A 26,810-nucleotide genomic window follows, 5' to 3' on the forward strand; every position below is an offset into this window, starting at 1 on the left:
ATGGGTTCCCGCCGATTGCCTCGCATCGGTAGGAGCCGCCTGCGCGTTGAAGTGCGAAAAGAAGCGGGGCGGGCGCTTCCCGCGATTGGTCAGAGCTGACCGATAAGGTAGCGAAACGCGAACCCTGGCCAGCCGTTCAGGTCCGTTAAAGGACGAGCTTGAACCACCGGAGCATGTTCATGGAGCGCCTAACGCTGTTGTCCTTGGGCAGCATCAATGCCGATTTTCAGGTGCGGGTCGACGAACCGCCCGGCGGTCGCGAGACCCTGCTGGCCCATGATCTGTGTCGCCTGTCCGGCGGCAAGGCCAGCAATACCGCCTACCTCGCTGCACGCTTCGGCCATCGCAGCATCCTGCTGGGTCGGGTGGGTGACGACGATCTGGCCGAGCAGGCGCTCGGCCCATTGCGCGAGGCTGGGATAGAGATCGACGGCGTCGGTCGCGCGGCGGGCCAGGCCACTGGCGTTTCGATGATCATGGTGCCGCCGGATGCAAAGAAGCACATCGTGCTGGCGACCAATGCCAACGATTGCTGGGACGAGGCGGCCGCCGATGCCATCTGTTCATGCATCGAGAGCTGCGAGACCCCGGCCCGTCTGGCGCTCGACTACGAAATCCCCGCCTGGGTGGTGCGGCGCGCCGTCGAGACCGCGGCGCGCCGAGACATCCCGGTGGTGCTCGATCCGTCGTTTCCGGATCGGCTGGAGCGCGACCTGCTGCCGATGTTGCACGCGATCACGCCGAACGCCGACGAGGCCGAAGCGCTGGTCGGGTATCCGGTCGACAACATCGAGGCCGCTGCCGATACCGCGCGTGAGTTGCAGCGGGCCGGCACGGAGATCGTTTGCATCAAGCTGAGTGATGGCGGTTGCGTCCTGGCCTGTGGCGAGGAGGTTTCGCATATTCCGCCGGGGCAGGTGGAGCCGGTCGATACCACGGGCGCCGGCGATGCCTTTACCGGCGTCTTCGCCATCGCGTTGCTGGAGGGGCGCGCGCCACGCGAAGCCGCTGCTTGGGGCGTGGCCGCAGCCAATCTAGCCGTCACCGCCTATGGCTCGCAGCCGGCGTATCCCGATCGTGAACAGGTCGCCTCGATGGCGCAGCAGCTGTTGGGTGCTGTGAGGGTGCTGCATGACTGAGTCGAACGCTCCGAGCCAAGTGGTTTTCGATAGCTACGACCCGGATGACGAACGCCGGCGCGAGGCGCTGCTGGCACTGGGCAATGGCCTGTTGGGCTGCCGCGCCTGCGCGCCGGAGGCAGCCGCCCTGCATTCGGCTGATGGGGGTGACCATTACGCCGGCCTGTACCGTGCCGGCTGGTACGACGATGCTCCGCGCGAGGTCAATGGCAGTGCGGTGCGGATGGCCGCGCTGGTCAACCTGCCCGACCCGTTCGGCCTGAGCTTCGCGCTGGACGACGGCGACTGGTACAGCCTCGACGGTGTCGAACTGCGCGGGTACCGCCAGTGCCTGACGCTGGAAAACGGCCTGCTGGAGCGCGAGCTGGATTTCGTCTTGGCGGGCCATGCGGTGCGGCTGCACGAGACGCGCTTCGTCAGCATGGCCTCGCCACAGCTGGCGGTGCTGCGTTGGGAGCTCAAGGTACCGCGAGACGTCGCTCGCATCCGTCTTCGCGCGATCCTCGATGGCGGCGTGACCAATGCGGCGATCCCCCGCAATGACGCGTACGAAGGGCGACGTCTCGGCGCGTTAACCATCCAGCACGACGAGCAGGGGCGTGCTGCGCTGAGTGCCAGCGTCGACGACAACCATCGCCGCCTGGCGATGGCCGTGGGCCTCCGCACGCCGGGGCAGGAATCGCACTGGCATGGCCAGCAGGTCGAGCAGCGGCTCATCCAACAGGCTGAATGCACGGTGCCGGCGGACGGGCGGCTGGTCATCGAAAAGCGGGTGTTGGTGCAGGTCGATGACGAGCGGCCAGCCGACGATGATCACGCGCGCGAGCAGGTGCTCCAGCAACTGCCGCAGGCTGATTTCGACGACCTGCAACGCGCGCACACCGATGCCTGGGCGCAGCTGTGGCGGCGCATGCCGATCGAATCGGATGATGCCCAGCTGCAGCTGGCGCTGCGCTTTCATGCCTTTCATCTCTTGCAAACGGTGTCAGGGAACAGCGTCGGCAAGGATCTCGGCTTTCCCCCGCGCGGCTGGATGGAGGGGTACTACGGCCAAGTGTTCTGGGATGAGCTGTTCGCCTTCCCGTTTCTCGTCACCCATTTTCCCGAGCTGGCGCGCAACCTGGTCGACTATCGCCATCGACGTCTGGATACGGCCCGTGAACGGGCGCGTCGAGCCGGTTTGCGCGGCGCCATGTTTCCCTGGCGCAGTGCCGACAGTGGCGAGGAGGAAACCCCGCCATGGCAGTTCAACCCGATGTCGGGGCGCTGGATGCCCGATCACACCCACCTGCAGCGCCATATCGGCTCGGCGGTGGCGTTCGATGCGTGGCAGCTTTATCTCGCCACCGGTGACGAGGCGCTGCTAGCCGGGTCGGTGGGGGAGCTGATCATCGAAGTGGCGCGCTTCTGGACCAGCCTGGCGCGCTTCGACGAGTCTCGGCAGCGCTATCTGATCTGTGGCGTGATCGGCCCAGACGAGTATCACAACGGCTATCCCGGCGCGGCGGAGCCCGGATTGGATGACAACGCCTATACCAATCTCATGGCCGTCTGGACGCTATGTCGTGCGCGACAGGTACTCGAGTTGCTCCCCGATGACAAGGCCGGTGCGCTGCGCAACAGGCTGCAACTCGAAGCGGAAGAGGTGGAAGGCTGGGAGCGGATCAGCCGGCGCATCTATCTCCCCTTCGTCGAGGACGAGGTGCTTAGCCAGTTCGAGGGTTTCGACAAGCTCGAACCGCCTCCGCAAGAGTGGCTGCACGGCGACCATCCGCGGCTGGACTGGATGCTCGAAGCGCAGCACGACAGTTGCGACCGCTATCAGTTGACCAAGCAGGCGGATGTGCTGATGGCGCACCACTTGCTGCCGCAGCATCAGTATCAGGCGCTTTTTCAGTGGCTCGGCTATCGGCACGACGAGGACGCCCTGCATCGCACGCTGGCCTACCATCTGGCGCGCCTGACTCACGAGTCGAGCCTGTCGAACGTCAGCTGCGCCGGCGCTCTGGCCGAAGTCGATAGCGAGGCGTCATGGACTTATTTTCAGCAAACCCTGGATGTCGATCTGTGTACGCCGGGCGATGAAGGCACGCAGGAAGGCGTGCATCTGGGCGCCATGTCCGGGTCGCTGGATGTACTGCAGCGCCGCTACCTCGGCGTGCGGCCAGAACTCGATGGCCTGCATGTTTTCCCCATGCCTCCGGCTGAGCTGCGGCACGTGGCGCTGTCGTTGTTCTACCGTCAGGCGTGCCTGCATCTGCAGCTGGACGATGGCTGGCTGACGGTGACGGCTGACAGCGCCAACGACCGGTCGGTAACCGTGCATCACGCGGCGGGTCGCGAGCAGCTCGAACCGGGCCAGTCACTGCGGATGCCGTGTCGGGCAGCGGAGTGAGCGCCCGGCGCTCGGGCGCTCATTCACTGTGCAATGCCACGAAACAAGCCCATCGCCAGCGCGACGGAACGCCATGGAGGATTTCGGATCGACACTTCGATCAGCCGAAAGGAGACCTTGTGAGCAGAGAAACTGGATCGCGCCGCCGTTGGATCGATGGGCTGGGTTGGACGCTGCTCTATACCGTGATCTGGGCGCTGTTCGTCGACGGCAGCGGCTGGGCCATCGGCGTGCCGAGCGTGCTGCTCGCCGTTGGGCTGTCGCTCTGGCTGGGTCTGCGGTCCTGGCAACCCTCGCTGGTAAGCCTGCCGGGCTTCGTCTGGTTCGTCCTCAAACACATGACGCTGGGTGCCTGGGACGTGGCGCTGCGCGCGCTGCATCCAGGGCGGTCGCTGCAGCCGGCGTGGGTTGATTACCGACTGCGCTGCGAATCGCCGCGGACGCGGCTAATGCTATCGGCGCTGGTCGGGTTGCTGCCGGGCACGCTGGCTTCGCGGATCGATGCCGGCTGCATGCGTATGCATGTGTTAGACGAGCGGCAGCCGTGGGAAGCGACGCTGATCGAGCTGGAACAGCGGCTGACCCGACTGCTTCCCGCACGGGATGAGCCCTGATGGCGCTGTATTCGGCACTCTTGCTGCTGACCATCGGCGTCGGTCTGGTGCGCGTCGTGCTGGGCCCGAAGCGGGTGGACCGGCTCCTTGCGATCCAGCTGTTCGGCACCGCCGGCACGGCGCTGCTGCTGGTCATGGCGCAATGGCAGGAACAGCCCGCGCTGCGTGACGTGGCGCTGCTGCTGGGCTTGCTGGCGGCGGTCGCCAGTGCCGCGCTGGTGCAACTGTTGCGGCAAAGCCACCATGATTGATCTTTTGCTCGACGCATTGAGCTGGGCGCTATTGCTCGGCGGTCTGCTGTTCTTTGCCGCCGGCAGCATCGGCCTGCTGCGCTTTCCCGACGCGGTCAGCCGGCTGCACGCCCTCACCAAGGCCGATACCCTCGGCCTCGGGCTGGTGGTCGCCGGCTTGTCGATCCGCGCCGAGAGTCTGCTCGAAGTGGGGCAGATGCTGCTGATCTGGCTGCTGTTGATGGCCTCCAGCGCCACCGCCTGCCAGCTGCTGGCGCGCCAGGCGAGCGAGGACCCGGACGATGACTGACTGGCTGTTCGACGGCACGCTGGGTCTGCTGTTGCTTGCGCTCGCCCTGGGCGCGCTACACGGGCGCAATCTCTATGCGAGCGTGCTGCTGTTCGTTGCCTTCGGCATGGTGATGGCGGTGATCTGGGCACGCTTGGGCGCGGCGGATCTTGCGCTGGCCGAGGCTGCCATCGGCGCCGGGCTGACCGGCGTGTTGCTGTTTGCCGCGCTGGCGCGTCAGCCGGGTCGCCAGGAATTGCCGGACATTACCCCGACCCGTCAGCGGCTGGCGGCAGCGTTGGTGGTGTTGCCTTTGCTGTTCATGCTGCTGCAAGGCCTCGCTCCGCTGGCCGACGGCACGCCAACGCTGCCCGATGAGCTTGACCGAGTGATGCCGCGCACCGGTGTCAGCCATCCGGTGACGGCGGTGCTGCTGAACGTGCGGGCCTGGGACACGCTGCTCGAACTGGCCGTGCTGCTGCTGGCGTTGCTCGGTGCACGACAGCTCGGCCCGCGCCGCCTCGATCTGGCCGAACCCTGGCCACTGTTGCGTGCCTGGGCACGGGTGCTGGCACCGTTGCTGGTGCTGGCGGCGGGCTACATCCTCTGGCGTGGCGCCAGCTCGCCGGGCGGTGCCTTCCAGGCAGGTTCGCTGCTCGCTGCGGGCGTGGTGCTGCTGCGCCTGTCGGCCCTGCTGCCGAGGTTGCGCTGGTCGTTCGCTCCGCTGCGGCTGCTGGTGCTGGGCGGACTGTTGCTGTTCATCGGCGTGGCCATCGTCACCGCCTGGCTGGGCGAGGGTTGGCTGAACTACCCGGACGATTCGGCCAAGCTCATCATTCTGCTGATCGAAGCCGTGGCCACCCTGTCGATCGCCGCCAGTCTGAGCCTGTTGGTCATCGGCGAAGGCGAGGAATCGTCATGAGCAGCGCACTGTTCTGGATGGGTGTAGGCGCCGCGCTCTGGTTACTCGGGCTGTACGGGCTGCTGACCCTGCGCCAGGCATTGAGGCGGATCATCGCGTTCAATCTGATGGGCAGCGGGGTGTTTCTGGTAATGATCGCCCTGGCGACGCGCAGTCAGCCGAGCGACCCGGTGCTGGTGGCGCTGGTGGTCACCGGCCTGGTGGTGGCGGTCAGCGCCACGGCTCTTGCCTTGCGGTTGGCGGGCGCGGTGCAGGACGACCGGGAGCAGCGCCGATGACGCCGGCACTGACGCTTGCACTGGCGAGCCTGACGCTGCCGCTGCTGGGTGGTCTGCTTCTGCTGGGGATACAGCTGCGGCGTAAGGGTCCGTGGGTGATTGCAATCACCTTCGCCAGCCTGCTCGCCGCGGCTGCAGCCCTACACCACGTCATGCAGCTGGGACCGCAGCTGCTGAACATTGGCGGCTGGGACACCCCGCTGGCGATCCGCTTCCAGCTCACGCCGCTGACCGCCTTGCTGATGGTCTTCACCGCTGGGCTGCACCTGCTGGTAGCGCTTTACGCCGCGCGCAGCCCGCACGCCACCGGCAATGAGGATTACTGGCCCTTGTCCTGCCTGCTGCACGCCGCGCTGGTCGCCTTGTGGCTGTCGGCGGATCTGTTCAACCTCTACGTCACCCTCGAACTGCTCAGCCTCACGGCGGTTGCGCTGGTGGCGCTGGCCGGGCGCAAGGCTTACCGCCCGGCGTTCAACTACCTGATGCTGTCGCTGGCCGGATCGCTTGCCTACCTGTTCGGCGTCGCGCTGTTGTATGGCCGCTACGGTGTGCTCGACATTCTGCTGCTGGCGGAACTGGCCGAAGCGGATGCCAGCACCCGGCTGGCGCTGCTGTTGATGAGTGTCGGATTGATGTTGAAAGCGGCGCTGTGGCCGCTGCACCTGTGGTTGCCGCCCGCGCATTCCGGCGCGCCGACGGCAGTCAGCGCGTTGCTCTCGGCGTTAGTGGTCAAGGGACCGATCTACATTCTCTGGTTGGTCTGGACCCAGATCGCGCCGCCCGAACTGGGCCGCCAGGCCGGCGTGCTGTTTGCCGCGGCGGGCATCCTGGCGTTGCTGTCCGGCGGATGGTCGGCTCTGCGCGCGCCGCGCTTGAAGATGCTGGTGGCCTATTCGACGGTCGCGCAACTGGGTTACGCCTTGCTGGCGCTGGGTCTGCTGCTGCACTGGCAGGAACCGCGCATGACCGCCGCGCTGTGGCTGTTCGTCATCGCCCATGGCCTGGCTAAGGTGTCGATGTTTCTCGCCGCTGGCGAATTGCAGCGGGTTCTTGGCACGCGGCGGGTGCGCGCATTGAAAGGCGCGAGCCAGAACATGCCGGTGGCGATGGCGGCCTTCGCGGTAGCCGGCGCCAGCCTGATCGGTTTGCCGCCCAGTGGCGGCTTTCTCGCCAAATGGCTGTTGCTGCAACCGCTGTTCGAGCAGCCACAGCATTGGCCCTGGGCATTCGGCGTGCTGCTCGGCACGCTGATGTCCGCCGCCTACGTATTTCGCGTGGTGGCGCTGGGCTTCGACCGCGCCCGACCGAATCCGCCCAGCGTCGTACCGGACCGCCTCGCGCAGTGGCTGGCAATGCTGCCGGCGCTGCTGGCCTTGAGCCTGGCGTTGATCAGCGAACCGCTGCTGCTCTGGCTTGGCGGGGTGGAGCGATGACCTGGACCAGTTGGCTGCCGTTAGCCATCGTGCTCAGCTCGATGCTGCCGGGGCTGCTCATCTTCATCTTGCGCGAGGAACAGCAGCGCACCCGTGTGGTGCTTAACCTGCTGGGCGTGGGCGTCAAGCTGCTGTTGGTGGGGGCAATGATCTACGGCGTCAGCCGCGGCCTGGAGTTCCGCTTCAGCCTGCCGTTCCTGCCCGGCGCGCCCTTGGTGCTGCAGGCCGATGCGCTGTCACTGCTGTTCGTCGCGCTGTCCTCGGTGCTATGGATGGCGACGACCGTCTATGCCATCGGCTATCTGGAAAACTCGCCGCTGCGCTCACGCTTCTTCGGCTACTTCAGCCTCTGCGTCAGTGCCACCGTGGGGCTGGCGCTGGCGGGCAATCTGGTCAGCTTCCTGCTGTTCTACGAGATGCTCACCCTGGCGACCTTTCCGTTGGTGGTGCATCGTGGCACGCCTGAAGCGCTGCGGGCCGGACGCGTCTATCTGGCCTATACCGTAGGCGGCGGAGCGCTGGTGTTGATGGGGGTGGCGCTGCTGCACGGCCTGGCGGGCGGGCCGGATTTCCAGCCTGGCGGCTATCTGCTGGAACAGGTCGGCGAGCAGGATTTGGCACTGCGTGTGGCGTTCGTCTTGCTCATCGCTGGCCTTGGGGTCAAGGCGGCGCTGATTCCGCTACACGGTTGGTTGCCCAAGGCGATGGTGGCGCCGGCGCCGGTCAGTGCGTTGTTGCATGCAGTGGCGGTGGTCAAGGCGGGCGCGTTCGGCATCATCCGGGTGGTCTATGACGTGTTCGGCGCCGAGGCGCTGTCCCGACTGGATATGGCCGGGCCGCTGCTGTGGTTGGCGGCGGCGACCATCCTCTACGGCTCGCTGCGTGCGCTGCAGCAACAGGAGCTGAAGAAGCGTCTGGCCTACTCGACCATCAGTCAGGTGTCTTACGTGACCCTTGGCGTGGCGCTGCTCGGGCCGATCGCGGCGGTCGGTGGGCTGGCGCATCTGGTGCACCAAGGCCTGATGAAAGTCACGCTGTTCTATTGCGCCGGCAATTTCGCCGAGACCCTGGGCATTCATCGCATCCGCGAGATGAACGGCGTTGGTCGACGCATGCCCTTGACCATGACCGCATTCAGCATCGGAGCGCTGGGGATGATAGGCATCCCACCGATTGCCGGTTTCGTCAGCAAATGGGCGCTGGGCATGGGCGCGCTGGAAGCAGGCCAGGACTGGGTATTGCTGGTGCTGATGGGGTCGGCGCTGCTCAACGCCGGTTATTTCCTACCGCTGCTCTGGCGTGGCTGGTTCGCCGAACCGGCCGATTGGCATGAAGACAACTGGCGCGAGGAGCGTTGGGAGACGCACTGGATGTTGCTGCTACCGGCGCTTTTTACCGCGCTGCTGGCGTTGCTGGTCGGTTTGCTGGCCGGCACCGCGCTGAGTCCGCTGGGCTGGGCGCAGCTGATCGTCGATAGGGAATTCGAGATATGAGCGGGCTTTGGCTGCTCGTTCCGCTGGCGCCTTTGCTGGTCGGCGCGCTGCTGCTGTTTCGCGAGCGTGCAGCCGGCTGGCTTTGGCTCGGTTGTATGCCAGCGTTGGCGATGGTCATCTGGCCGATGCCGGCACTGGATCTGCCGATGCTCTGGGAGGGCGTGCGCTGGGGTGCGGATGATGAATTGACCCGCGCCTGGCTGGGCTTCACCGCATTGCTTTGGGGTTGCGCCGGGGTGTTCGCCAGCAGCAGTCAGCGAGACGACCCCAAACGCAGGCACTTCTGGACGTTCTGGTCGCTGGCGCTGTCCGGCAATCTGTTGCTGATCATCGCCACCGATGCGTTGAGTTTCTACCTTGGCTTCAGTGTCATGAGCCTCGCCGCCTACGGGCTGATCGTGCATCAGCGCGGCCCAGGCCCGCGCCGCGCTGGGCGCCTGTATCTGCAACTGGCGATCTGTGGCGAGATGGCCCTGCTCGCTGCACTGATGCTGCGCAGCCATGCCGCCGACGGCGGTTTCGCCTTTGCCGCCTGGCGAACGCTGCCCATCGACGGCCTGACGCTGCTGCTATTGCTGATCGGCCTCGGCCTGAAAGCCGGGTTCTGGCCGCTGCACGTGTGGCTGCCGCTGGCACACCCAGCGGCACCTGCACCCGCCAGTGCGGTGCTTTCCGGGGCGATGCTCAAGGCGGGTTTTCTCGGCCTGTGGCGCTGCCTGCCGGAGGGTGATCCGCTGCTGTCGAACTGGGCGGATGTGCTGCTTGCCATCGGCATCTTCGGCGCTCTCTATCCAGCGCTGCTGGGACTGACCAGCGACAAGGCCAAGGCGGTGTTGGCTTATTCTTCGGTCAGTCAGATGGGTTATCTGCTGATGATCCTGGCACTGGCCTGGCGGCATCCTCAGCAAGCGCAGGCGCTGACGGTCGTACTGATGCTCTACGGCGTGCATCACGGCCTGGCCAAGGGGGCGCTGTTTCTTTCTGCAGGCTTGATCCACGCCGGACGCTTGCCGCGTATCGGCTGGCTGCTGCTGACAATACCGGCGCTGGCGATCATCGGTTTGCCCTTGACCAGCGGTGGTGCGGTCAAGACGGCGCTGAAGGAGGTCTGGCATGGCGGTGAGTTCGAGTCCTGGCTGGTCTGGCTGAGCCTTGGCAGCCTGACCACCGCTCTGTTGCTGATCCGTGCGCTGTGGCTGCTGCGCCGTGATGCGCGTGATGCGCCAGCCTCACGGCCGCCTTTGCGGCAACTGCTGCCTTGGGCCTTGCTTAGCAGCCTGGCACTGCTGCTGCCCTGGCTCTGGCCTGCTTTGCGCGAACCCATGCTGCACGGCTTGTATTCGAGTGGCATCTGGGCTGCATCGTGGCCATTGCTGCTGGCAATGGCCTTGGCCGGGGTGGCGCTGAAATTCGGTTGGAAGGTGCCGGCCCGGCTGACCGCGCTGCCGAATCCGGCGCTGGTGATTTCGCTTTGGCTCAAGCGACTGCTGCAACGGCCACCGCTGAGGGTGCCAAATGTCGACCCTGACCAATCCCGTTGGCGGCATCGGGAAAGGCACTGGAATCGCTTGTGTAATACCGGCACGCTCGCCGTAAGCACCTGGTTGCTGGTGGCTTTGCTGTGGTTGGGTTGGTTGTGGTGAGTCACTCTAAATCCAGAAGCGCTTGCCAACCACTTACGGTAAGAATTGCAACTTCCGTTTAAGGCTGCTCGTTTCGGCGGTTCTTCAGGGCAAGGCTTTCTCGGCATAGGTGCGAGTGGGCAGACCCAGCTGAGAGCGAAAGCTCTCCATGTCGAACATAGTGCAGATACTGCGAATCTGCCCGCTAGGGGTCAGGGTCCAGAACGCCATGGCCGAGATGCTCAGGACCTTGTCGCTCGGCGGATAGCCGAGCGCCGGATTCTCGATGGTGCCGATCAGCGTGCTCCAGGTGACGACCTTGTCGCCCTCTGCGACGCATTCCTCGATCACCACTTCGAGATCGGGCATGGCTGCGCGAATCTGAGTGACCATATTCGCGAACTCGGCGCTGGCCATGGGGTGGCCAACGAAGGAGCTTTTGTAGAGAAAATCCTTGCTGTGCAGCTGCTCGGCCAGGGCCATGTGGCCGCGGTTCCAGGTCAGGTCTATGTGCTTGCGAACCAGTTTCTTGCTGCCGTCCGGTGACATCTGAAGCGTCCGTAGGTGGCGGAAAGCCGAACTTTAGCAGCAGCCACGGCAAGCGGGCAGAGCGGGATGTCCTTCATCGGCTTATTCGAGCGGCAATCGCAGCCGGAACGCAGCGCCGCCAAGGCTGGAATCATCGAGCCTGAGCTCACCGCCGTAGCTGTCGAGAATGTCCTTGACCACCGCCAGACCGATGCCCTGGCCGGGATGCTGGGCGTCCAGCCGCTCGCCGCGACGCAGGATGCGAGCACGCTGGTCGACCGGAACGCCGGGGCCGTCGTCTTCAATACTCAGCAACAGGTACTCGGCGTCTTCCTGCAGGCTGATGCGTACCTGATGCAGACAGAGCCGGTAGGCGTTTTCCAGCAGATTGCCCAGCAGCTCCATGAGGGCGCCTTGCTCCAGCGGCAGGGTGGCGCTCGGTGGAATGTCTAGGTCGACCCGCACGTGCTTGTCCTGATAGACCTTGTCCAGTGTGCTGCACAGGCGCACCAGCAGCGGCTGCAACTCAACTCGGTGCCGCACCAGGCCACTCTGGCCCAGGCTCGCACGTTGGAGTTGATAGCCGATCTGCTGGCTCATGCGTTCGATCTGCGCGTGCATGACGCGCGCCTGCTCGCGGTTGTCCGGTTGCGCACTGATCACCTCGCCCACGCTTTGCAGCACGGTCAATGGTGTTTTCAGGCTGTGGGCCAGATCGCCCAAGGAATTGCGGTACTGCTCACGCTGACGGCGTTCGCCATCGAGCAGCCGGTTCAGCGAGCGGGTCAGGCGTAGCAGTTCCATTGGATGCTGATCGCTGAGTCGATCCAGCCGTCCATTCTCGACCTGGTCCAATTCATGGCTCAGGCGCTTCAACGAGCGAAAGCCCCAGGTCAGGCCCAGCCAAAGCAGCGTCAGCAACACCAGCAAGCCCCCGCCAAGCCAGAGATAGAGCTGTTGACGGAATTCCTCGAAAAGGCTGCGGTATTCGCTGGTCGGTTGCATGGTGACGAAGCTGAAGGCCTGGCGATCGTCGTTGGTCAAGCGCAGCTCGACGTCGTAGACGAAGTATTCAACGCCCTCGATGTCACGCACTCGCTGGAATTCTGTGACGTCACCGTGCAGGCGCGGCCGGTAGTCGATGCTTTCATCTTCGGCCGAACGCGACTGCCACAGCCGGTTGCCCTGCGGGTCGTAGATATAGCCGAGCAGCTTGGCATCCGGCAGATCGAACTCCTCGTCCGGCAGCCGATCCGGCATTACCAGCTGCCCTTCTTCGATGCGCGAAGCGGTAATCAGCGTGTTGGCATCAGCGGCCAACCGCTCTTCTATGACGCGCTCGAAGGCGAGGCTGAACGCAGCCTGCAGCACCGGCAGCAGGGCGAGCATGAACAGGACGGCCAGGCAGGTCGCGCCCAGCATGAGGCGCAGGCGCAGCGAAAGACTGCCGTTGCGTGAGGCTCGCAGCTCAACCAGCCAGCGGCGCCAGCGCAGGCTCATCGGCAGCGCTCGGTGAAGAGATAGCCCAGGCCGCGAACGGTATCGATGGGTTTCAGCCCGCCCTGTGCTTCGAGCTTGCGCCGCAAACGCCCAACCAGCACCTCGATGACATTGGCATCGCGCTCGTTGTCGTCGGGGTACAGCTGTTCCATCAGGCGTTCCTTCGCTACCACCTGCTGTTGGTGGCGCATCAGGTATTCGAGGATGCGATATTCAAGGCGGTCAATGCCAGGGGTTCGTCATTGACCAGGGCCTGCTTGCGGTTGAGGTCGAGTTTCAGCGCCCCGGCCTCGATGCTGGCTTGGGTGAAGCCGGACGAACGACGCAATAGTGCATTGAGCCGCGCCTCTAACTCCTCGAACTGGAACGGCTTGACGACATAGTCGTCAGCGCCGGCTGCGAGCCCCTCGACCTTATCCTGCCAGTTGCCGCGCGCAGTCAGGATGAGGATGGGAAAGCGTTCGCCATTGCTGCGCAGCTGACGGATCAGGTCCAGGCCGCTGATACCCGGCAGGCCGAGATCGACCACCGCCAGGTCATGATTGAATTCGCGCGTCTGGTAGAGCGCCTCCTCGGCATTGGCCACCGCATCGACCACATGACCGCTTTCGCTCAGGCGAGTCAACAGGTGGTGGCGCAACAGCGCCTCGTCTTCCACCACCAGCACTTTCATTTGCGGCTCCTATCATGCAAACGGCCGGGACGATCCCGGCCGTGGTCCTGTTAAGGCAAGCCGTGTGGCTTAGAAGTGATAGTTCACGCCCAGGTAGGCCTGCTTGCTGCTGTGTACGTCGATCGAACCAACCTTGCCGACGCCGCGCTCGGACACCTCGGTACCGGCGTTGCTGCGCAGGTAACGGTAGCCGGCTTCGATCGACGCGTTGTTGCCGAGCTCCTGCAGAACGCCGGCCTGCAAGCCAACCAGGTAGCCGATGTCGCTGTCACGGCTGTAGCCGCTGGACTCGTTCTCCAGCTTGGTCAGACCGGCGCTGGCGCCGCCGAACAGACGGGTGGTATCACCGACCGGCAGGAACATGTCGTAGCTGCCGATCAGGTTCTGCTGACGCAGCTTGAGTGCGCTGCCGTAGTCGTCGGAGACGTTTTCGTAGGTGGCATAGTAGCGCGCCTCATCGGTCATCTGACCGGCACGGATACCCCAGGTGCCGCTGTTCTTGATGATGTCATCGAAGCGGTCTTGGCCCATGTTCTGCTTCAGGGTGCTGGAGCGGTCGATATTGACCGTGCTCTTGCCCCAGGTGAGACCGGCGAAGTTCTCGGCGGCATGGGCGCCCAGGGTGAAGAGGCTCAAGCCGGTGGCGATGGCGAGGGTGTGCAGCTTGTTCATGTGTTGCTCCTTTGCAGGCGTGGAAAAGTCACGTCTGCATCCTGCCTGCGACCCGCTGAACGACGCCTGAACCCTGGCTGAACCTGAGCTGAACGACTGGCCAAGACAGCGCAGCGAGGGCTGCGCCGTTGACCCGCTAACGCCCGCGGCGTCCCAGCAAGGCGACCAACGCCGCTGCGCCCACCGCCACGGCCACCGTTGTGGCGACGGGATGTTGCGTGGCGCGGGTGTAGAGGCTGCGCGTCAGCACCATTCCTGGATAATCGCCGCTGGCCTTGCCGTCGCCGGCGCTGCCGACATCACTGGCGTGGAGTGCGCCGCGAGGGTGCCGGTCCGGGCGTCCGCTCTGGATGGCATCGTAGACAAAGGTGCGGTTGATCCAGTCGGCCAGGCGCGGGGCATTCTGCGCCAGCTTTGACAGCAACTTGGCGTTGCCGATATAGACGTCGCGCTGCGGATGCTCAGCCGCATGGAGAATCGCCTGTGCGACGACTTCCGGCGCGTAGACCGGCGGAGGAAACACCGGTGCGCTGGGTAGCTGATTTTTCGAATGATCCATGAACTGGGTGTCAGTCGAGGACGGGCGTACTAGCGTCACCGATACCGGCGTTCGGGACTTCTGCAGCTCGACGCGAAGCACGTCGGTCATGGCCTTGATAGCATGCTTGCTGGCGCTGTAGCTGGCATGAAACGGCAAGGCATTGGCGGACTCCACGCTGCCGATGTTGATCAACGCTCCGCCTTTTTCGCGCAGATGTTTCACGGCGATGGACGACCCGTAGTGCGTGCCCCAGAAATTGGTTTGCATGACTTGGTAGTGGTCTTCATCGCTGACCTCGTCGAAGCGCCCCCAGACCGAACTGCCGGCATTATTGATCCAGGTATCGAAGCCGCCGAAATGTTCGATGGTCTGCCGGGCGACGTGTTCGAGCTGCTCGCGTTCACCGACATCAGCCATCACATGCAGGACCCGATCGCCCGCGTTCAGGTCGCGCTGGATATCCGCCAGGGCGAGTTCGTTGCGTGCCACCAGCACAACCCGGGCGCCTCTTTCTACGGCGAGGCGGGCTGTCGCCAGGCCGATCCCGCTTGAGGCGCCGGTAATGACGATGACTTGTTCATGCAAGGGTTTCAGGGAAATGCGCATGGGATCTCCTCGGTAGCAGCAACGATGGGTTGGCTCGGTAGAAGCCATAGGCCCGTTGCAGGTTCCGAGCAGACGATGGATGGCGATGCTCGTCAGAGAGCGCCGGTCATTGCAGACGGATCCGTGTCGTCCCGGCAGGCAGATGCTTGATCAGCAGGCGATTGCCCTCGAGCAGTTCAGCGGTCGGCGTCGGGCCGCTGACGCTCAGGCCTGCCGGCAATCGCATGCTGATATTGTCGATTGGCTCGGCGCTGGTCAGGCTGATGACCGTGGCGGACTTCTCCCGGGCGACGTCGATGCCCAGCTGATCACGCGCGGCCCACCAACCACCCAGCTGCGCCAGGGTGCCGAACCAGGCGAAGGGCTGCAGGCGCGGGACGACGTTTTCCAGGAAGCGATATTTGTGCTCGGTCTCGTTGGGGTGCACAAGGATGACGAAGCTGCCGCCATAGGCGGCAAGCTGGTGCGCCAGCGCAACGGCCTCGTCGGTGCGCTGGTCCATCACTGGCGGGAGTTCATCTTCCACCGCGATCGGAAATTCGTAGACCGACGTCTCACGCCCATACAGTCGGTCGTGGTTGCTGCGGTAGGGCAGGTGCGTCGTCACGTTGCCGGCCGTCGCGGACGAACCGAAGCGATACCCCGACGCTTCCATCGCCTGCGGCAGGCTCGGCGGCGTGGCCAGGTAACCGGGGCGAAACGAGACCACCTCGGAATCGCTCAATTGTTCGAGCAGAAATTTGCTGACGCGCAGTTCGCCCAGCACGCTGGCGTTTCGGGTGTCGCCCTCGGCCTTCACCCTCGGCTGGTAGTCCGGATAGGTTTCGCGTCCATCGCCGAGGGAAACCGCGGCGTACATGTCGGAGTGGCTGACCGAATGGCTGGCGATCTCCATACCGGCGCGCTGCAGCTCAGCGATCGCCTCAAGCGTTCTGTCGTTGAAAAAACCTTCATCCTGAAAGTCGCGGTAGTACTTGGTCTGGATGAAGAAGGTCGCGGGTACCTGCAGGCGCTTGAGCAGGTCTCGATAGACCAACAGATGCTCCATCGATTGAACGAAGTCGACGTCGAACGTCACCACGGCTGCGAGCGGCTTGCCTTCGGGCACCGTGTCCAGAGTGACGGCCAGCGGCTCGTGCTGGTGGTACAGCTCACGGAGCCAGCGCAGCCAGACGTCTACGGAGGGTTCGTAGTGATTGGCATAGCTGCGATAGCCCTGGTCGTTGCGGTCGCCGTGCGCGCGCATGATGAAGAAACCAAGGTCGAAGCCCAGCGCATAGGCCGAGCCACCGCGCGCATCCTGACGCCGAATCAGCGCTGGCGAGCCGTCGTCAAAGCGCGCCAGGACTGTCTCGGCGTCTTGGTAAACCTGAGTACCGATCCAGCTGTCGGGGTTATCCGGGTTGCCAAGCAGCACCGACCGCTCGTGCGGATGGTTCAGCCAGCCCAGTGATGGCTCCGTGGCCGATGCGGCGGCGTCGAAATCGATACGGTGGTGGCTGCGTGATTCGCTTACCGCGTCGAAACCGAACACATCCTGCATGCCACCACCGAGGACCTGAGTGGCGATCAGCGTGCCGCCGCGTGTTACGTGCTGGCGCAGCGCGACCAGTGCCTGTTCGTCGAGCATGCGTCCCGAGATGGTCGGGTAGGCGAGCACCACTTTGTGTCGGGTGGCCGCCGCCGCGTCCCGAGTGATGGTGAACGGCACGCCAATGCTCCTCAAACCATGCGCGAGCCCGAGCCAGGCGGAGTCTTCGTCGGTCAGCAAGATCGCCAGCCGCGAGGTCTCACCGTTCTTGTATATGCGCCAGTCGGTTCTCGTATCGGCTGCTATCTGGCTGTGGCTCTGCGGACCCTTCAGGCTGTCGAAACGGGCAAAGGTGTTGCGTTCGAGATACGCCGCCAGCCCGAGCGCGAGCAGGGCGGCGATGCCTAAAGCGACAGCTGCGCGAAGGAGGTTCGAGGGATGGCACCAACGTGGCAAGAAAACCTCGGCGTCCGGATTCGACAGGAAGCCTAGACCGTACGGACAAACCCGAGGCTCGTCCACCCCGTGCCGACCGCCAATGAGCTGCGCTGTTTGCAAAGCAACGGAACGCTTCGTACGGCTTGGTTCCCGCATACGGCGGATGTGAGTTCGGCACCGACGTGCTCAAGCGCGATCATCAGCCGCATCTTTCGTCTGTATCCGCTGCACCGGCGATACTGCTGGTTTTCATTGGCTGGAAGTTCGACAAGCTTGTCGAGTTGAAGGGGATCGAAATAAGTCGCCGGATTACGCGCAACGAGCCGCTAAGGCTGTCACGTGTCTGAAGAGTCGTCGGCCGGTCAGGACGGTGGCTGTGAGCGGAGGCCATCAATCGTTCGGTTGCTTGCGCAGGCTCGCCGGGCGGCGTTGATTGCGGTTGCGGGCTGGCAGGTGCCGTCGTCGGGTAGCTGCGCTGTATCGGCGCTTGCGGCTGGCCATCGATCGACCAGTTCAACACCGCCTCCAGTCGACCATCTTCGGAAAGGCTGACTCGATTGCTCAGCGGGCACTGACGGTTGCTGCCGCTGACCAATTCGCCTGCCTGTCGCGAACGGTTGGTCCCGGCGGAACCGGTGGACGTCACTTCCAATTGATAGCGCAGCTGGTGGGGCTGCTGGCTGGTGAAGCACAGCCGCAAGCTGACGCGACCGCTGCCATCGGGGGTCAGCTCAAGTTGGGCGTCGACCGGGGAGGGTGCGGCTGCCAATATCCATGTCGCCAGTGCGGCGCTCAACATAACGATGCCCTATCTGTTTTTGCCGCCCCGGTGACTACTGCTGGTTGATCGTCGCCATGTTACCGCTGCCGGTCTGCTGGATGATCGCGCTCACGCCTTCGGCGCTCTGCATGATGAAGGCCTGGTTCGACGCGCCCAGCTGCGAAATCGCCGCCTGGCTGTAGGCAGTGATCTGGTTGATCGACGCGAGGTTGTCCGTGCCGTTCTGCAGTACCGCGGCTTCGTTGCCTTCGTAGGCCTGAGCGATATCGATGCGGTTGCCGGTGCCTGCGGATGAGCCTTGGATGCTCTGCCCGCGACCGCTCTGCTCGACGGTGAGCAGGTTGTCATCACCGCTCTGGCTGAAGTCGAGTTCATTGAAATAGCCCAGCTGCTGGACCTGCGCAACGTTGAACGTGCCGGTCTGTATCAGCTGCAGGCCATTGCCATCGTCCTGCTGGATATTGGCGAGGTTCTCATCACCGACCTGATAGACGGCCAGCGACGAGCCGTGGAACGAGCCGTTCTGAACGAAGCTGAGCGAGTTGCCATTACCGATCTGGCTGGCGTGCGCATTGGCAAAGCCGGTCTGGGTGGCGGAGACGTAGTTGTCGTTGCCGATGCTGCTGATCTGTAGCTCGTTGACTCGCCAGGTCTGCTCGACTTCGGCGCGGTTGCCGTTGCCCTGCTGATAGACGCTTGCGGTGGAGAAATGACTGTCGAGTGCCTGGTAGATCGAGGCGCTGTTGCCGTTGCCGAGCTGTTCGATGCCCGCCTGGTTCGACTCGGCAATGTCACCTTGATAGATGCTGGCGTCATTGTCGTTGCCGTGCTGGCTGATGACGGCCTGGTTGAGCAGCCCGGTCTGATCGACAGTGGCGCTGTTGGTATCGCCGATCTGTTCGAGCTCGATACTGTTGTCCGCGTAGAGATCGCTGGCGGCCGCAAGCAGCACGGCAAGCGCAATGGGGTGCAAGTAGCGCATGTTGCTTCCTTTCAATTGTTATTAGTGTTGGACGATCTGAACGCGCTGCCCGCTTCCGTATTGAATGACGCTACTGCTCAGGCCGCTACCGAGCTGTTCGATGCTGGCATTGTTGTCGGAGCCCACCTGGGCGATCGCGGCCTGGTTGTCGCTGCCGATCTGGCTGATGTCAGCCATGTTGCCTTGGCCGATCTGAAGGATGGTGGCGAGCTGGTTTTCGCCCTGCTGGAGAATGAAGGCCTGCTGGTCGCTGCCTTGCTGAACGATGCTGGACAGCTGGTTCTCGCCGAGCTGGTTGAGATCGGCCAAGTTGTCGCTACCTTGCTGCAGCACGTGCGCGGTCTGGCCATCGACCAGCTGCGGGCCAAGCGCCGCCGGGTTGCTCAGGCTCAACGAACCGACGGCCAAATCGGCGTTGTCCATCAGATCGGCGGCATGAACGGGGATATTGGCAGACAGCAGGAGGGCGGCAAACAAGCCGCGACGAAAAAGCGCTAGACGTTCCATGCAGGCACCTCGAAATAGTGCTCGGATTCTTGATTGGCGGAGCGGGGCTGAACATCCATCGAACGGTGCAAAAAGAATCCACGGTGACGTGCGGTGCGGATTAATCCTTCAAAGCTCGTCCCGATCCATGTCGAAGGTGTCCTGCAGCAGGTTTTGCAGCTTGCTACGGCTGATGTCCTCGAGGATCACCCGCGCGGCGTCCTCTGCGATCGCCTCGATTTCGGTCATGTTCGGCTGTAGAAATCGGCGATAGACGGTGCGCGGCCCATATTCCACCCAGACCAGGCTGCCCCAGCGCGCCGAGGGGCGCTCGCGAACGACCAGGTCATTTTCCAGCTCTTCGGCGTCCTGCAGCTGGAAACTCAGATACCGGTGAAAGTCATGGCCGAAGCGGGAGATGGTGTTGTCGATGATCAACCCGCTCAGTTCCGCCTCGCTCCTGGCTTGAGCCGATTGCTGCTCCTCTGCCTGCAACGGGCCGAGCAGGCAGAGGAGCAGCAGGCCGAGTGTCAGGCGTGACATGACTCGGACCAGTCCAGCCGGCCACGTAGCAGGAATGCCGCCTCGGCACGGTTGGAGGCGCCAATCTTGCGCAACAGATTGTGAATATGGCTCTTGATGGTATGCGGGCTCAGGCACAGCTGTTCGGCGATCTCGGCATTGGACAGGCCTTTGCCCGCCAGGCTGAGAATCTCGCGCTCGCGCAGGGTCAGTGACGGTTTGCTACCGGCCATCTGGCGCATGCGTCGCCACTGGCTGAGCAGGCGCTCGGTCAGGACCCGCGGTAGCCAGTCGCCGCCATCGAGCAATACCTGGATGCCATCGAGCAGATGCTCACGCGTGGCGTGGCTGTAGAACACGCCACGAATGCCTGGGTGCTTGTCGACGAGCTGTTCGGCCTGTTCCGCAGCGATGTTCACCAGCGCAACGGGGGTCTGCTCGTCGAGCTGGTCGATGAGTGACGAAAGTTGTTCGGTCTGGCTGTTGCCCGCGTCGACCAGATAGAGATCGCTGGCGCCTCTGGAAGTCTCTTCGAGCCGGTTGAGCGATACGTCCAGCTGGGCCTGCTCACCGAGAAAATGCTTGAAAAACAATCCCAGAAGCTCATTGCCGGTAAGCAGGGTGACGGTAGGCTGATGGGCTTCCAGGTGGGTGAGGTCCGCGTCGTCCATGTTCGATCCTTGGTATGGGCCGTTATGCTGCCGATGAAAAGTTACTAAACGACCGGCCGAAAAAGCCGAAGTTCAGCGTTCAGGTGGGGATTAGGCTGGCATCTGCGTCCGGATGACGACAACCCGACGGACGGTTGGCGAAACGGCCAATGGGTTGAATTGACTAAGGTGAGTCAATCACCCATAGGATGGAGTCGGCATGAGCGGACCCACACGTGAACTCACGCTCCGCGCATTGCTCACCGGCTTGCTGCTGGGCGCCGTGCTGACGCCTTCGAATATCTATTCCGGATTGAAGATCGGCTGGTCGTTCAACATGTCGATCATCGCGTTGCTGGTTGGCTTCGCCTTCTGGCAGAGCATGTCGAAGATGCTGGGTCGGCCCGCCTGGACATTGCACGAGAGCAATATCAACCAGACCACCGCATCGTCCGCAGCCTCGATCATCTCCAGTGGCCTGGTGGCGCCGATACCGGCTTACACCCTGATCACCGGTCAGCAATTCGAAACCTTGCCACTGATGGCCTGGGTGTTCTCGGTCAGTTTTCTCGGTATCTGGGTCGCCTGGTATCTGCGGCCGTCACTGATCGTCGAGGCACAGCTGCGCTTTCCCGAAGGCATGGCGACGCTGGCGACCATGCAGCAGATCTACAGCCATGGAGCTGAGGCGACTCGGCGTCTGCTGGTGCTGGGTTCGGCGGCAGCGCTGGCGGCCGCGGTCAAGCTGATCGACAGCCTGTTGTGGACCTTGCCGCGCTGGGCGCCGAGTGCGCAGTTGGAGCGCCTGACCTTCAGTCTGGAACCGTCGCTGCTGCTGGTGGGGTTCGGCGGAATCATAGGGTTGCGCGTCGGCCTGTCGTTGCTGCTCGGCGCGGTGATCGCTTGGGGAATGCTCGCGCCGTGGTTGGTGGCGCAAGGCCTGGTGGCGATGCCTGCGGATGCCAGCGGGCCGCAGTTCGCGTTGCTGATCGAGTGGCTGTTGTGGCCTGGAGTCAGTCTGATGGTCTGCGCCACGCTGACCTCGCTCGGGCTGCGCCTGCTGCGCTCGCGCCGGGATTCGGAAAGCCGTTTGCAGCTGCGCCGGCCGGCTGCGCTGCCGCTGCTCGGGCTGGTAGTGGCGGCGGGGTTGGTCGTGGTCCTGCAGATATCGCTGTTCGGTATCCATGTGCTGATGGCCGTATTGTCGATTCCCCTGGCGTTGTTGCTGGCAATGGTGGCGGCGCGGGTAGTCGGCGCCACCGGCATCCCGCCGATCGGCGCCATCGGGCAGCTGTCGCAGCTGAGCTTCGCTGTGATTGCGCCCGGCCAGGTGGCGATCAATCTAATGAGCGCCAACACCGCCGGCGGCGCGGCGGGGCAATGCACGGACCTGCTCAACGACTTCAAGGTGGGTCACGCCATCGGTGCGGCGCCGTCGCGGCAGGCGATCGCGCAATGCCTGGGAATATTGGTGGGCAGCCTGGTGGGGGTATTGGTCTATCAGGTGCTGATCCCCGACCCGCAGACGATGCTGATCACCGCGGAATGGCCCGCACCGGCCGTCGCTACCTGGAAGGCGGTAGCCGAGGCGCTGACGGCGGGGTTGGGTTCGATCGGCAGCGACATTCGCTGGGCGATTTTATGCGGTGCGCTTGCCGGCGTGCTGCTGGGCACGCTCGAAGGACTGCTGCCGCCCTCGCGTCTGCGCTGGTTGCCGAGTTCCGCGGCGCTGGGTCTGGCGTTCATCATCCCGGCCTCGATTTCGCTGATGATGATGCTTGGCGCGCTGCTGGCCTGGCTGTTCGCGGCGCGCTGGGGGAGTCTTGCCGAGCGTTTCGTCATCGTCGCAGCCGCGGGACTGGTGGCGGGCGAGAGCATGGCCGGGATCGGCATCTCCTTGGCGCAGTTGCTGAGCTGAAGCGGCGTCTGACCTGAGCACCGACCAACGGTAGTGCCATGGGTGACTGGACGAACGGTTGTCGGTAGCGAATGCGCTAGCTCGGTCCTTTGCGCCGTCGGAAAGAATTTGTAATGCGCTCGATGCAACCCCCGCGCCCAGCGGATGCCCGAACAGAGGTAACGCCTCAAAAAAGGAGAGTGACATGCAAACGAAAAAATTAGCGGCCTTGACTCTGGCCGGTTTGATGTCCACGGCTGTTTTCGCGGCAGGTACTGCTGATCACGACAGCACCATGAGCGGCGACACCATGAACGAGTCGATGGATGGAACAATGACTGATGACACCCGTCCTGGAATGACCACCGGTACGGGTACCGGTACCGGCATGGGCACCGATGGAGGATCCGGTGCAGGCGCTGGTACTGGTGATACCACAGGTACCGGGACCGGCGGAGGTGTCGGGACTGGAACTGGAACTGGAACCGGAACCGGCACAGGCGGTGCTGGCGGCGCAGGTAATTAATGTGGCTGCAGCCAGATGAAAAGTCCCGGCCTTTGGCTGGGGCTTTTTATGTTGAACAGTGCGACGCCTGCGTTTAGTTGAACCCACCGTGCGAGGCGCCGGGCTGCCACTTTCAGGAGTGAGCCATGGACCTGCGTATTCCGTTGTTTCTAGCAACCTTGGCATTGGCGTCCACCGCCGTGGCGACCGGCACCGGTCCAACGCTGCCGGAGAAAAGCCGCGAACATCCGCTGGACAATCGCGAGCCTCGGCAGGATGTCATCGAGCGGCAGGACGAAAGCGAATCCCTGCCGCGACCGCCGACGCTCGAAGCTCCGCCGCAAATACCGCCGGTCGAGCCGATCGAACAGCGGCCCCAATCGGATCCCGAGCGCCGCGGCGCCGACACCGGTTCCGCACCGACGAGCTAAACGCTGCCTATGAAAAAGGGAGGCCGAAGCCTCCCTGATTACTCACCCGCTGACGTTCGCTTAGAACAGTACGCGGCTGCGGATGGTGCCGTTGACGTGCTGGAGTTTCTCCAGGGCCAGGTCGGAATATTCCTTGTCCACGTCGATCACCACGTAGCCGACCTTCTCGTTGGTCTGCAGGAACTGGCCGCAGATGTTGATGCCGTTGTCGGCGAAGACCTTGTTGATCTCGCTCATTACGCCCGGGATGTTCCGGTGGATGTGCAGCAGGCGATGCTTGCCCGGGTGCGACGGCAGCGCCACCTCAGGGAAGTTGACCGAAGACACGGATGTACCGTTGTCGCTGTACTTGACCAGCTTCTCCGCCACTTCCAGCCCGATATTCGCCTGGGCTTCGGCAGTGGAACCACCGATGTGCGGCGTGAGGATGACGCGGTCCAGGCCACGCAGCGGGCTTTCGAACTCTTCGTCGTTGGACTTTGGTTCGACCGGGAACACGTCGATGGCGGCGCCGATCAGATGCTCGTCCTTGATCGCAGCGGCCAGGTGATCCAGTTCGACCACGGTGCCACGCGCGGCGTTGATCAGGATGCCGCCCTTCTTCATGGCGCGGATTTCCTTCTCGCCGATCATCCACTGGGTGGAGGGCAGCTCCGGCACGTGCAGCGAGACGATGTCGCACATGCCCAACAGCTCGTACAGCGAGCCGATCTGGGTCGCGTTGCCCAGCGGCAGCTTGGTGACCACGTCGTAGAAGAACACCTGCATGCCCAGGCTTTCGGCGAGCACCGACAGCTGCGTGCCGATGGATCCGTAGCCGATGATGCCCAGCTTCTTGCCGCGGATTTCGAAGGAATTGGCCGCCGACTTGATCCAGCCGCCGCGATGGCAGGAGGCGTTCTTCTCCGGGATGCCGCGCAGCAGCAGGATGGCCTGGGCCAGTACCAGCTCGGCCACCGAGCGGGTGTTGGAATAAGGTGCGTTGAACACCGCGATACCGCGCTCGCGGGCGGCATTGAGGTCGACCTGGTTGGTGCCGATGCAGAAGCAGCCAACGGCGATCAGCTTCTTGGCGCAGTCGAAGACCTCTTCGGTGAGCTGGGTGCGCGAGCGGATGCCAATGAAGTGGGCGTCCGCGATCTTTTCCTTCAGCTCGCTCTCGGACAGCGCGGTCTTGAGGTACTCGATATTGGAGTAGCCTGCGGCCTTGAGAGTGTCGACAGCGTTCTGGTGCACGCCTTCGAGGAGAAGGAACTTGATCTTGCTCTTGTCGAGAGAGGTCTGGCTCATCTGCGTTAAAACCTTAAGGCCGAGGGATAACTGAAGTGTCCAGCGAGGGCTGGCCGACCCGGTGATGGCGGTGTCGGAAGTCTGCCGAGGCACGTCTTAAAGGGGCTCGTATGCTAGCATACGGCCCCCTCGAAACACCCATATCCTGAGCTGAAGCGTACTCAGGGTGACCATGAATCGAATGAGAGTTCACATGATGACCGATGCTGCCCTGATCGATGAGCTGAAGACCCTGGTCGAGCCCGGCAAGGTATTGATCGATGCCGATTCGCTTGCCACCTATGGCAAGGACTGGACCAAGCATTTCGCCCCGGCGCCCTCGGCCATCGTTTTTCCGAAGACTGTCGAGCAGGTGCAAGCCATCGTGCGCTGGGCCAACGAGCGCAAGGTCGCGCTGGTGCCCTCGGGCGGGCGCACCGGGCTGTCCGCAGCCGCGGTGGCGGCCAACGGCGAGGTGGTGGTCTCCTTCGATTACATGAATCAGATTCTGTCGTTCGACGCGATGGACCGCACCGTGGTCTGCCAGCCGGGGGTGATCACTGGGCAGTTGCAGCAGTTCGCCGAAGACAAGGGCCTGTACTACCCGGTGGATTTCGCTTCGGCCGGTTCCAGCCAGATCGGCGGCAACATCGGCACCAACGCCGGCGGCATCAAGGTGATCCGCTACGGTATGACCCGCAATTGGGTGGCCGGGCTCAAGGTCGTCACTGGCAAGGGCGACCTGCTGGAGCTGAACAAAGACCTGATCAAGAACGCCACCGGCTATGACCTGCGCCAGCTGTTCATCGGCGCCGAGGGTACGCTGGGCTTCGTCGTCGAGGCGACCATGCGTCTGGAGCGTCAGCCCACCAACCTCACCGCCATGGTGCTGGGCACACCGGACTTCGAGTCGATCATGCCGGTGCTGCACGCGTTCCAGGACAAGCTGGACCTGACCGCCTTCGAGTTCTTCTCCGACAAGTGCCTGGACAAGATCCTTGGCCGCGGCGATATCCCGGCCCCCTTCGAGACCCGCTCGCCCTTCTATGCGCTGCTGGAGTTCGAGGCCACCACCGACGAGCGTGCCGAGCAGGCGCTGGCGACTTTCGAGCATTGCGTCAATGAGGGCTGGGTGCTCGACGGCGTGATGAGCCAGAGCGAGCAGCAGCTGCAGAACCTATGGAAGCTGCGCGAGTACATCTCCGAGACCATCAGCCATTGGACGCCGTACAAGAACGACATCTCGGTGACCGTCAGCAAGGTGCCAGCCTTCCTTGCCGACATCGATGCCATCGTCACCAGCAATTACCCTGACTTCGAAGTGCTCTGGTACGGCCACATCGGCGACGGCAATCTGCACCTGAACATCCTCAAGCCCGAAGCGTTGTCCAAGGACGAGTTCTTCGACAAGTGCGCGTCGGTGAACAAGTGGGTGTTCGAAACCGTCGAGAAGTACAACGGTTCGATTTCCGCAGAGCACGGCGTCGGCATGACCAAGCGCGATTATCTGGAGTACAGCCGTTCGCCGGCCGAGATCGGCTATATGAAAGCGATCAAGGCAGCGTTCGACCCCAATGGCATCATGAATCCCGGCAAGATATTCGCGGTTTGAAGTAGGGCGGGGCAACCCGCCAAGGGCATCGGCGGATTGCTCCGCCTTATGATCAAAAAAGGATCTCCCTCATGAACTACAAGCACCAGTACACCGATGGCACGCCGATTCATTACCCGTTGGGCAAGGCTGTCTGCATCGGCCGCAATTATGCCGAGCATGCCAAGGAACTGAACAATCCGGTGCCGACCGAGCCCTTGCTGTTCATTAAGACCGGAAGTTGTGCAGTGCCCCTGGCGGGCGGTTTTTCGATTCCGACCGATCGGGGTGACGTGCATTTCGAAGCTGAAATCGCCGTGCTCATCGGCAAGCCGCTGTCGCGTAAGCCCAGCGAAGAAGAAGTGCGAGACGCCATCTCTGGTTTCGCCCCGGCGCTCGACCTGACCCTGCGCGACGTGCAGGCCAAACTGAAGGAGAAGGGTCAGCCCTGGGAGCTCGCCAAGAGTTTCGACGGTGCCCTGGTGCTCGCACCCTTCGTGCCGGGCGATGCGGTGCAAGATCTGACCGAGATCGGTATTCGTCTGAGCATCAACGACGAAGTGCGCCAGGACGGCAACAGCAGCCAGATGCTCAATGCGATTTTGCCGTTATTGCAGCACATCGCTGGGCATTTCAGCCTGCAGCCGGGCGACGTGGTGCTGACCGGCACGCCGGCCGGCGTCGGGCCGCTGAGACAGGGCGATCAGCTGGTGCTCGAACTCGTCGGGCTGTCGCGCTTCGAGAGCCACGTCCTCTGACAAAATCCGGCCGGGTGCGTGTACACCATCCGGC

Annotated in this window: 26 protein-coding genes and 1 pseudogene; 15 read left to right on the forward strand and 12 right to left on the reverse strand. The window is 63.5% G+C overall.

Annotated elements, in window-relative coordinates; all coding sequences use genetic code 11:
• The first annotated feature begins 179 nt into the window (after positions 1 to 179).
• From NA645_RS03975 to NA645_RS04020, 10 genes are all read left to right on the forward strand, one after another.
• The gene (locus tag NA645_RS03975) at positions 180 to 1,139 is read left to right on the forward strand and encodes a PfkB family carbohydrate kinase (protein WP_256047634.1); all 960 of its coding nucleotides are present in this window, start codon (positions 180 to 182) and stop codon (positions 1,137 to 1,139) included.
• Positions 1,132 to 3,534, forward strand: coding sequence for a glycoside hydrolase family 65 protein (locus NA645_RS03980; RefSeq protein WP_256047635.1), 2,403 nt, complete (start codon positions 1,132 to 1,134; stop codon positions 3,532 to 3,534). The genes NA645_RS03975 and NA645_RS03980 overlap by 8 nt, the downstream gene beginning before the upstream one ends.
• A gap of 119 nt (positions 3,535 to 3,653) precedes the next feature.
• The gene (locus NA645_RS03985; RefSeq protein WP_256047636.1) at positions 3,654 to 4,148 is read left to right on the forward strand and encodes a Na+/H+ antiporter subunit E; all 495 of its coding nucleotides are present in this window, start codon (positions 3,654 to 3,656) and stop codon (positions 4,146 to 4,148) included.
• Positions 4,148 to 4,399: a monovalent cation/H+ antiporter complex subunit F gene (locus NA645_RS03990; protein WP_256047637.1), complete on the forward strand. Its 252-nt coding sequence runs from the start codon at positions 4,148 to 4,150 to the stop codon at positions 4,397 to 4,399. The genes NA645_RS03985 and NA645_RS03990 overlap by 1 nt, the downstream gene beginning before the upstream one ends.
• Entirely contained in the window at positions 4,395 to 4,688 is a 294-nt protein-coding gene (locus NA645_RS03995) for a cation:proton antiporter (RefSeq protein ID WP_423836562.1), read from the forward strand. Before NA645_RS03990 ends, NA645_RS03995 begins: the two co-directional genes overlap by 5 nt.
• Positions 4,681 to 5,589 (forward strand): hydrogenase subunit MbhD domain-containing protein, encoded by a 909-nt coding sequence (locus tag NA645_RS04000; RefSeq protein ID WP_256047639.1) that lies wholly within the window; start codon positions 4,681 to 4,683, stop codon positions 5,587 to 5,589. The genes NA645_RS03995 and NA645_RS04000 overlap by 8 nt, the downstream gene beginning before the upstream one ends.
• On the forward strand, positions 5,586 to 5,867 hold the full coding sequence (locus tag NA645_RS04005; protein WP_256047640.1) for an NADH-quinone oxidoreductase subunit K: 282 nt from the start codon (positions 5,586 to 5,588) through the stop codon (positions 5,865 to 5,867). The genes NA645_RS04000 and NA645_RS04005 overlap by 4 nt, the downstream gene beginning before the upstream one ends.
• A complete protein-coding gene (locus tag NA645_RS04010; protein ID WP_256047641.1) occupies positions 5,864 to 7,300 on the forward strand; it encodes a complex I subunit 5 family protein in 1,437 nt (478 codons plus the stop codon). Before NA645_RS04005 ends, NA645_RS04010 begins: the two co-directional genes overlap by 4 nt.
• Positions 7,297 to 8,793, forward strand: a complete 1,497-nt coding sequence (locus NA645_RS04015; protein WP_256047642.1) for a complex I subunit 5 family protein — start codon at positions 7,297 to 7,299, stop codon at positions 8,791 to 8,793. The genes NA645_RS04010 and NA645_RS04015 overlap by 4 nt, the downstream gene beginning before the upstream one ends.
• On the forward strand, positions 8,790 to 10,436 hold the full coding sequence (locus NA645_RS04020) for a complex I subunit 5 family protein (protein ID WP_256047643.1): 1,647 nt from the start codon (positions 8,790 to 8,792) through the stop codon (positions 10,434 to 10,436). Before NA645_RS04015 ends, NA645_RS04020 begins: the two co-directional genes overlap by 4 nt.
• Before the next feature lie 84 nt (positions 10,437 to 10,520).
• Here the strand turns inward: NA645_RS04020 and NA645_RS04025 are convergent, their stop codons facing one another.
• The 11 genes and pseudogenes from NA645_RS04025 to NA645_RS04075 form a co-directional block, all read right to left on the reverse strand.
• Complete coding sequence (locus NA645_RS04025) at positions 10,521 to 10,964, reverse strand: ketosteroid isomerase-related protein (protein WP_256047644.1); 444 nt, start codon at positions 10,962 to 10,964, stop codon at positions 10,521 to 10,523.
• 81 nt (positions 10,965 to 11,045) lie between these two features.
• Positions 11,046 to 12,443 carry an ATP-binding protein gene (locus tag NA645_RS04030; RefSeq protein WP_256047645.1) on the reverse strand — a complete coding sequence of 466 codons (1,398 nt, stop codon included), beginning with the start codon at positions 12,441 to 12,443 and terminating at the stop codon, positions 11,046 to 11,048.
• A pseudogene (locus tag NA645_RS04035) lies at positions 12,440 to 13,116 on the reverse strand (response regulator). Before NA645_RS04035 ends, NA645_RS04030 begins: the two are co-directional and overlap by 4 nt.
• 69 nt (positions 13,117 to 13,185) lie before the next feature.
• Positions 13,186 to 13,788, reverse strand: a complete 603-nt coding sequence (locus tag NA645_RS04040; RefSeq protein WP_256047646.1) for an outer membrane protein — start codon at positions 13,786 to 13,788, stop codon at positions 13,186 to 13,188.
• Between the two features lie 136 nt (positions 13,789 to 13,924).
• Complete coding sequence (locus tag NA645_RS04045; protein WP_256047647.1) at positions 13,925 to 14,935, reverse strand: SDR family oxidoreductase; 1,011 nt, start codon at positions 14,933 to 14,935, stop codon at positions 13,925 to 13,927.
• Positions 14,936 to 15,041: 106 nt separating this feature from the next.
• Positions 15,042 to 16,922, reverse strand: a complete 1,881-nt coding sequence (locus NA645_RS04050; RefSeq protein ID WP_256047648.1) for a polysaccharide deacetylase family protein — start codon at positions 16,920 to 16,922, stop codon at positions 15,042 to 15,044.
• Positions 16,923 to 17,103: 181 nt separating this feature from the next.
• Positions 17,104 to 17,703: a curli-like amyloid fiber formation chaperone CsgH gene (gene csgH / locus NA645_RS04055; RefSeq protein ID WP_256047649.1), complete on the reverse strand. Its 600-nt coding sequence runs from the start codon at positions 17,701 to 17,703 to the stop codon at positions 17,104 to 17,106.
• A 34-nt stretch (positions 17,704 to 17,737) separates the two neighbouring features.
• Complete coding sequence (locus tag NA645_RS04060; protein WP_256047650.1) at positions 17,738 to 18,667, reverse strand: hypothetical protein; 930 nt, start codon at positions 18,665 to 18,667, stop codon at positions 17,738 to 17,740.
• Between the two features lie 21 nt (positions 18,668 to 18,688).
• Positions 18,689 to 19,174: a curli production assembly protein CsgB gene (locus tag NA645_RS04065; RefSeq protein ID WP_256047651.1), complete on the reverse strand. Its 486-nt coding sequence runs from the start codon at positions 19,172 to 19,174 to the stop codon at positions 18,689 to 18,691.
• A gap of 108 nt (positions 19,175 to 19,282) precedes the next feature.
• A complete protein-coding gene (locus NA645_RS04070) occupies positions 19,283 to 19,696 on the reverse strand; it encodes a CsgE family curli-type amyloid fiber assembly protein (RefSeq protein WP_256047652.1) in 414 nt (137 codons plus the stop codon).
• The gene (locus tag NA645_RS04075; RefSeq protein ID WP_256047822.1) at positions 19,684 to 20,268 is read right to left on the reverse strand and encodes a helix-turn-helix transcriptional regulator; all 585 of its coding nucleotides are present in this window, start codon (positions 20,266 to 20,268) and stop codon (positions 19,684 to 19,686) included. The genes NA645_RS04070 and NA645_RS04075 overlap by 13 nt, the downstream gene beginning before the upstream one ends.
• A gap of 277 nt (positions 20,269 to 20,545) precedes the next feature.
• On the opposite strand from NA645_RS04075, the gene NA645_RS04080 reads away from it, so the two are divergent.
• From NA645_RS04080 to NA645_RS04090, 3 genes are all read left to right on the forward strand, one after another.
• Complete coding sequence (locus NA645_RS04080) at positions 20,546 to 22,243, forward strand: OPT/YSL family transporter (protein WP_256047653.1); 1,698 nt, start codon at positions 20,546 to 20,548, stop codon at positions 22,241 to 22,243.
• A gap of 184 nt (positions 22,244 to 22,427) precedes the next feature.
• Positions 22,428 to 22,748 (forward strand): hypothetical protein, encoded by a 321-nt coding sequence (locus NA645_RS04085; protein ID WP_256047654.1) that lies wholly within the window; start codon positions 22,428 to 22,430, stop codon positions 22,746 to 22,748.
• Positions 22,749 to 22,873: 125 nt separating this feature from the next.
• Positions 22,874 to 23,158, forward strand: coding sequence for a hypothetical protein (locus NA645_RS04090; RefSeq protein WP_256047655.1), 285 nt, complete (start codon positions 22,874 to 22,876; stop codon positions 23,156 to 23,158).
• Between the two features lie 60 nt (positions 23,159 to 23,218).
• Here NA645_RS04090 and serA read toward each other — a convergent pair whose 3' ends face one another.
• On the reverse strand, positions 23,219 to 24,448 hold the full coding sequence (serA, locus tag NA645_RS04095) for a phosphoglycerate dehydrogenase (protein WP_256047656.1): 1,230 nt from the start codon (positions 24,446 to 24,448) through the stop codon (positions 23,219 to 23,221).
• A 196-nt stretch (positions 24,449 to 24,644) separates the two neighbouring features.
• Here serA and NA645_RS04100 point away from each other — a divergent pair, with 196 nt between their 5' ends.
• A complete protein-coding gene (locus NA645_RS04100; RefSeq protein ID WP_256047823.1) occupies positions 24,645 to 26,039 on the forward strand; it encodes an FAD-binding oxidoreductase in 1,395 nt (464 codons plus the stop codon).
• Positions 26,040 to 26,110: 71 nt separating this feature from the next.
• On the forward strand, positions 26,111 to 26,776 hold the full coding sequence (locus tag NA645_RS04105) for a fumarylacetoacetate hydrolase family protein (protein WP_256047657.1): 666 nt from the start codon (positions 26,111 to 26,113) through the stop codon (positions 26,774 to 26,776).
• The last annotated feature ends 34 nt before the right edge of the window (positions 26,777 to 26,810 follow it).

It is taken from the genome of Stutzerimonas stutzeri (assembly GCF_024448955.1).
Lineage (GTDB): Bacteria > Pseudomonadota > Gammaproteobacteria > Pseudomonadales > Pseudomonadaceae > Stutzerimonas > Stutzerimonas stutzeri_AQ.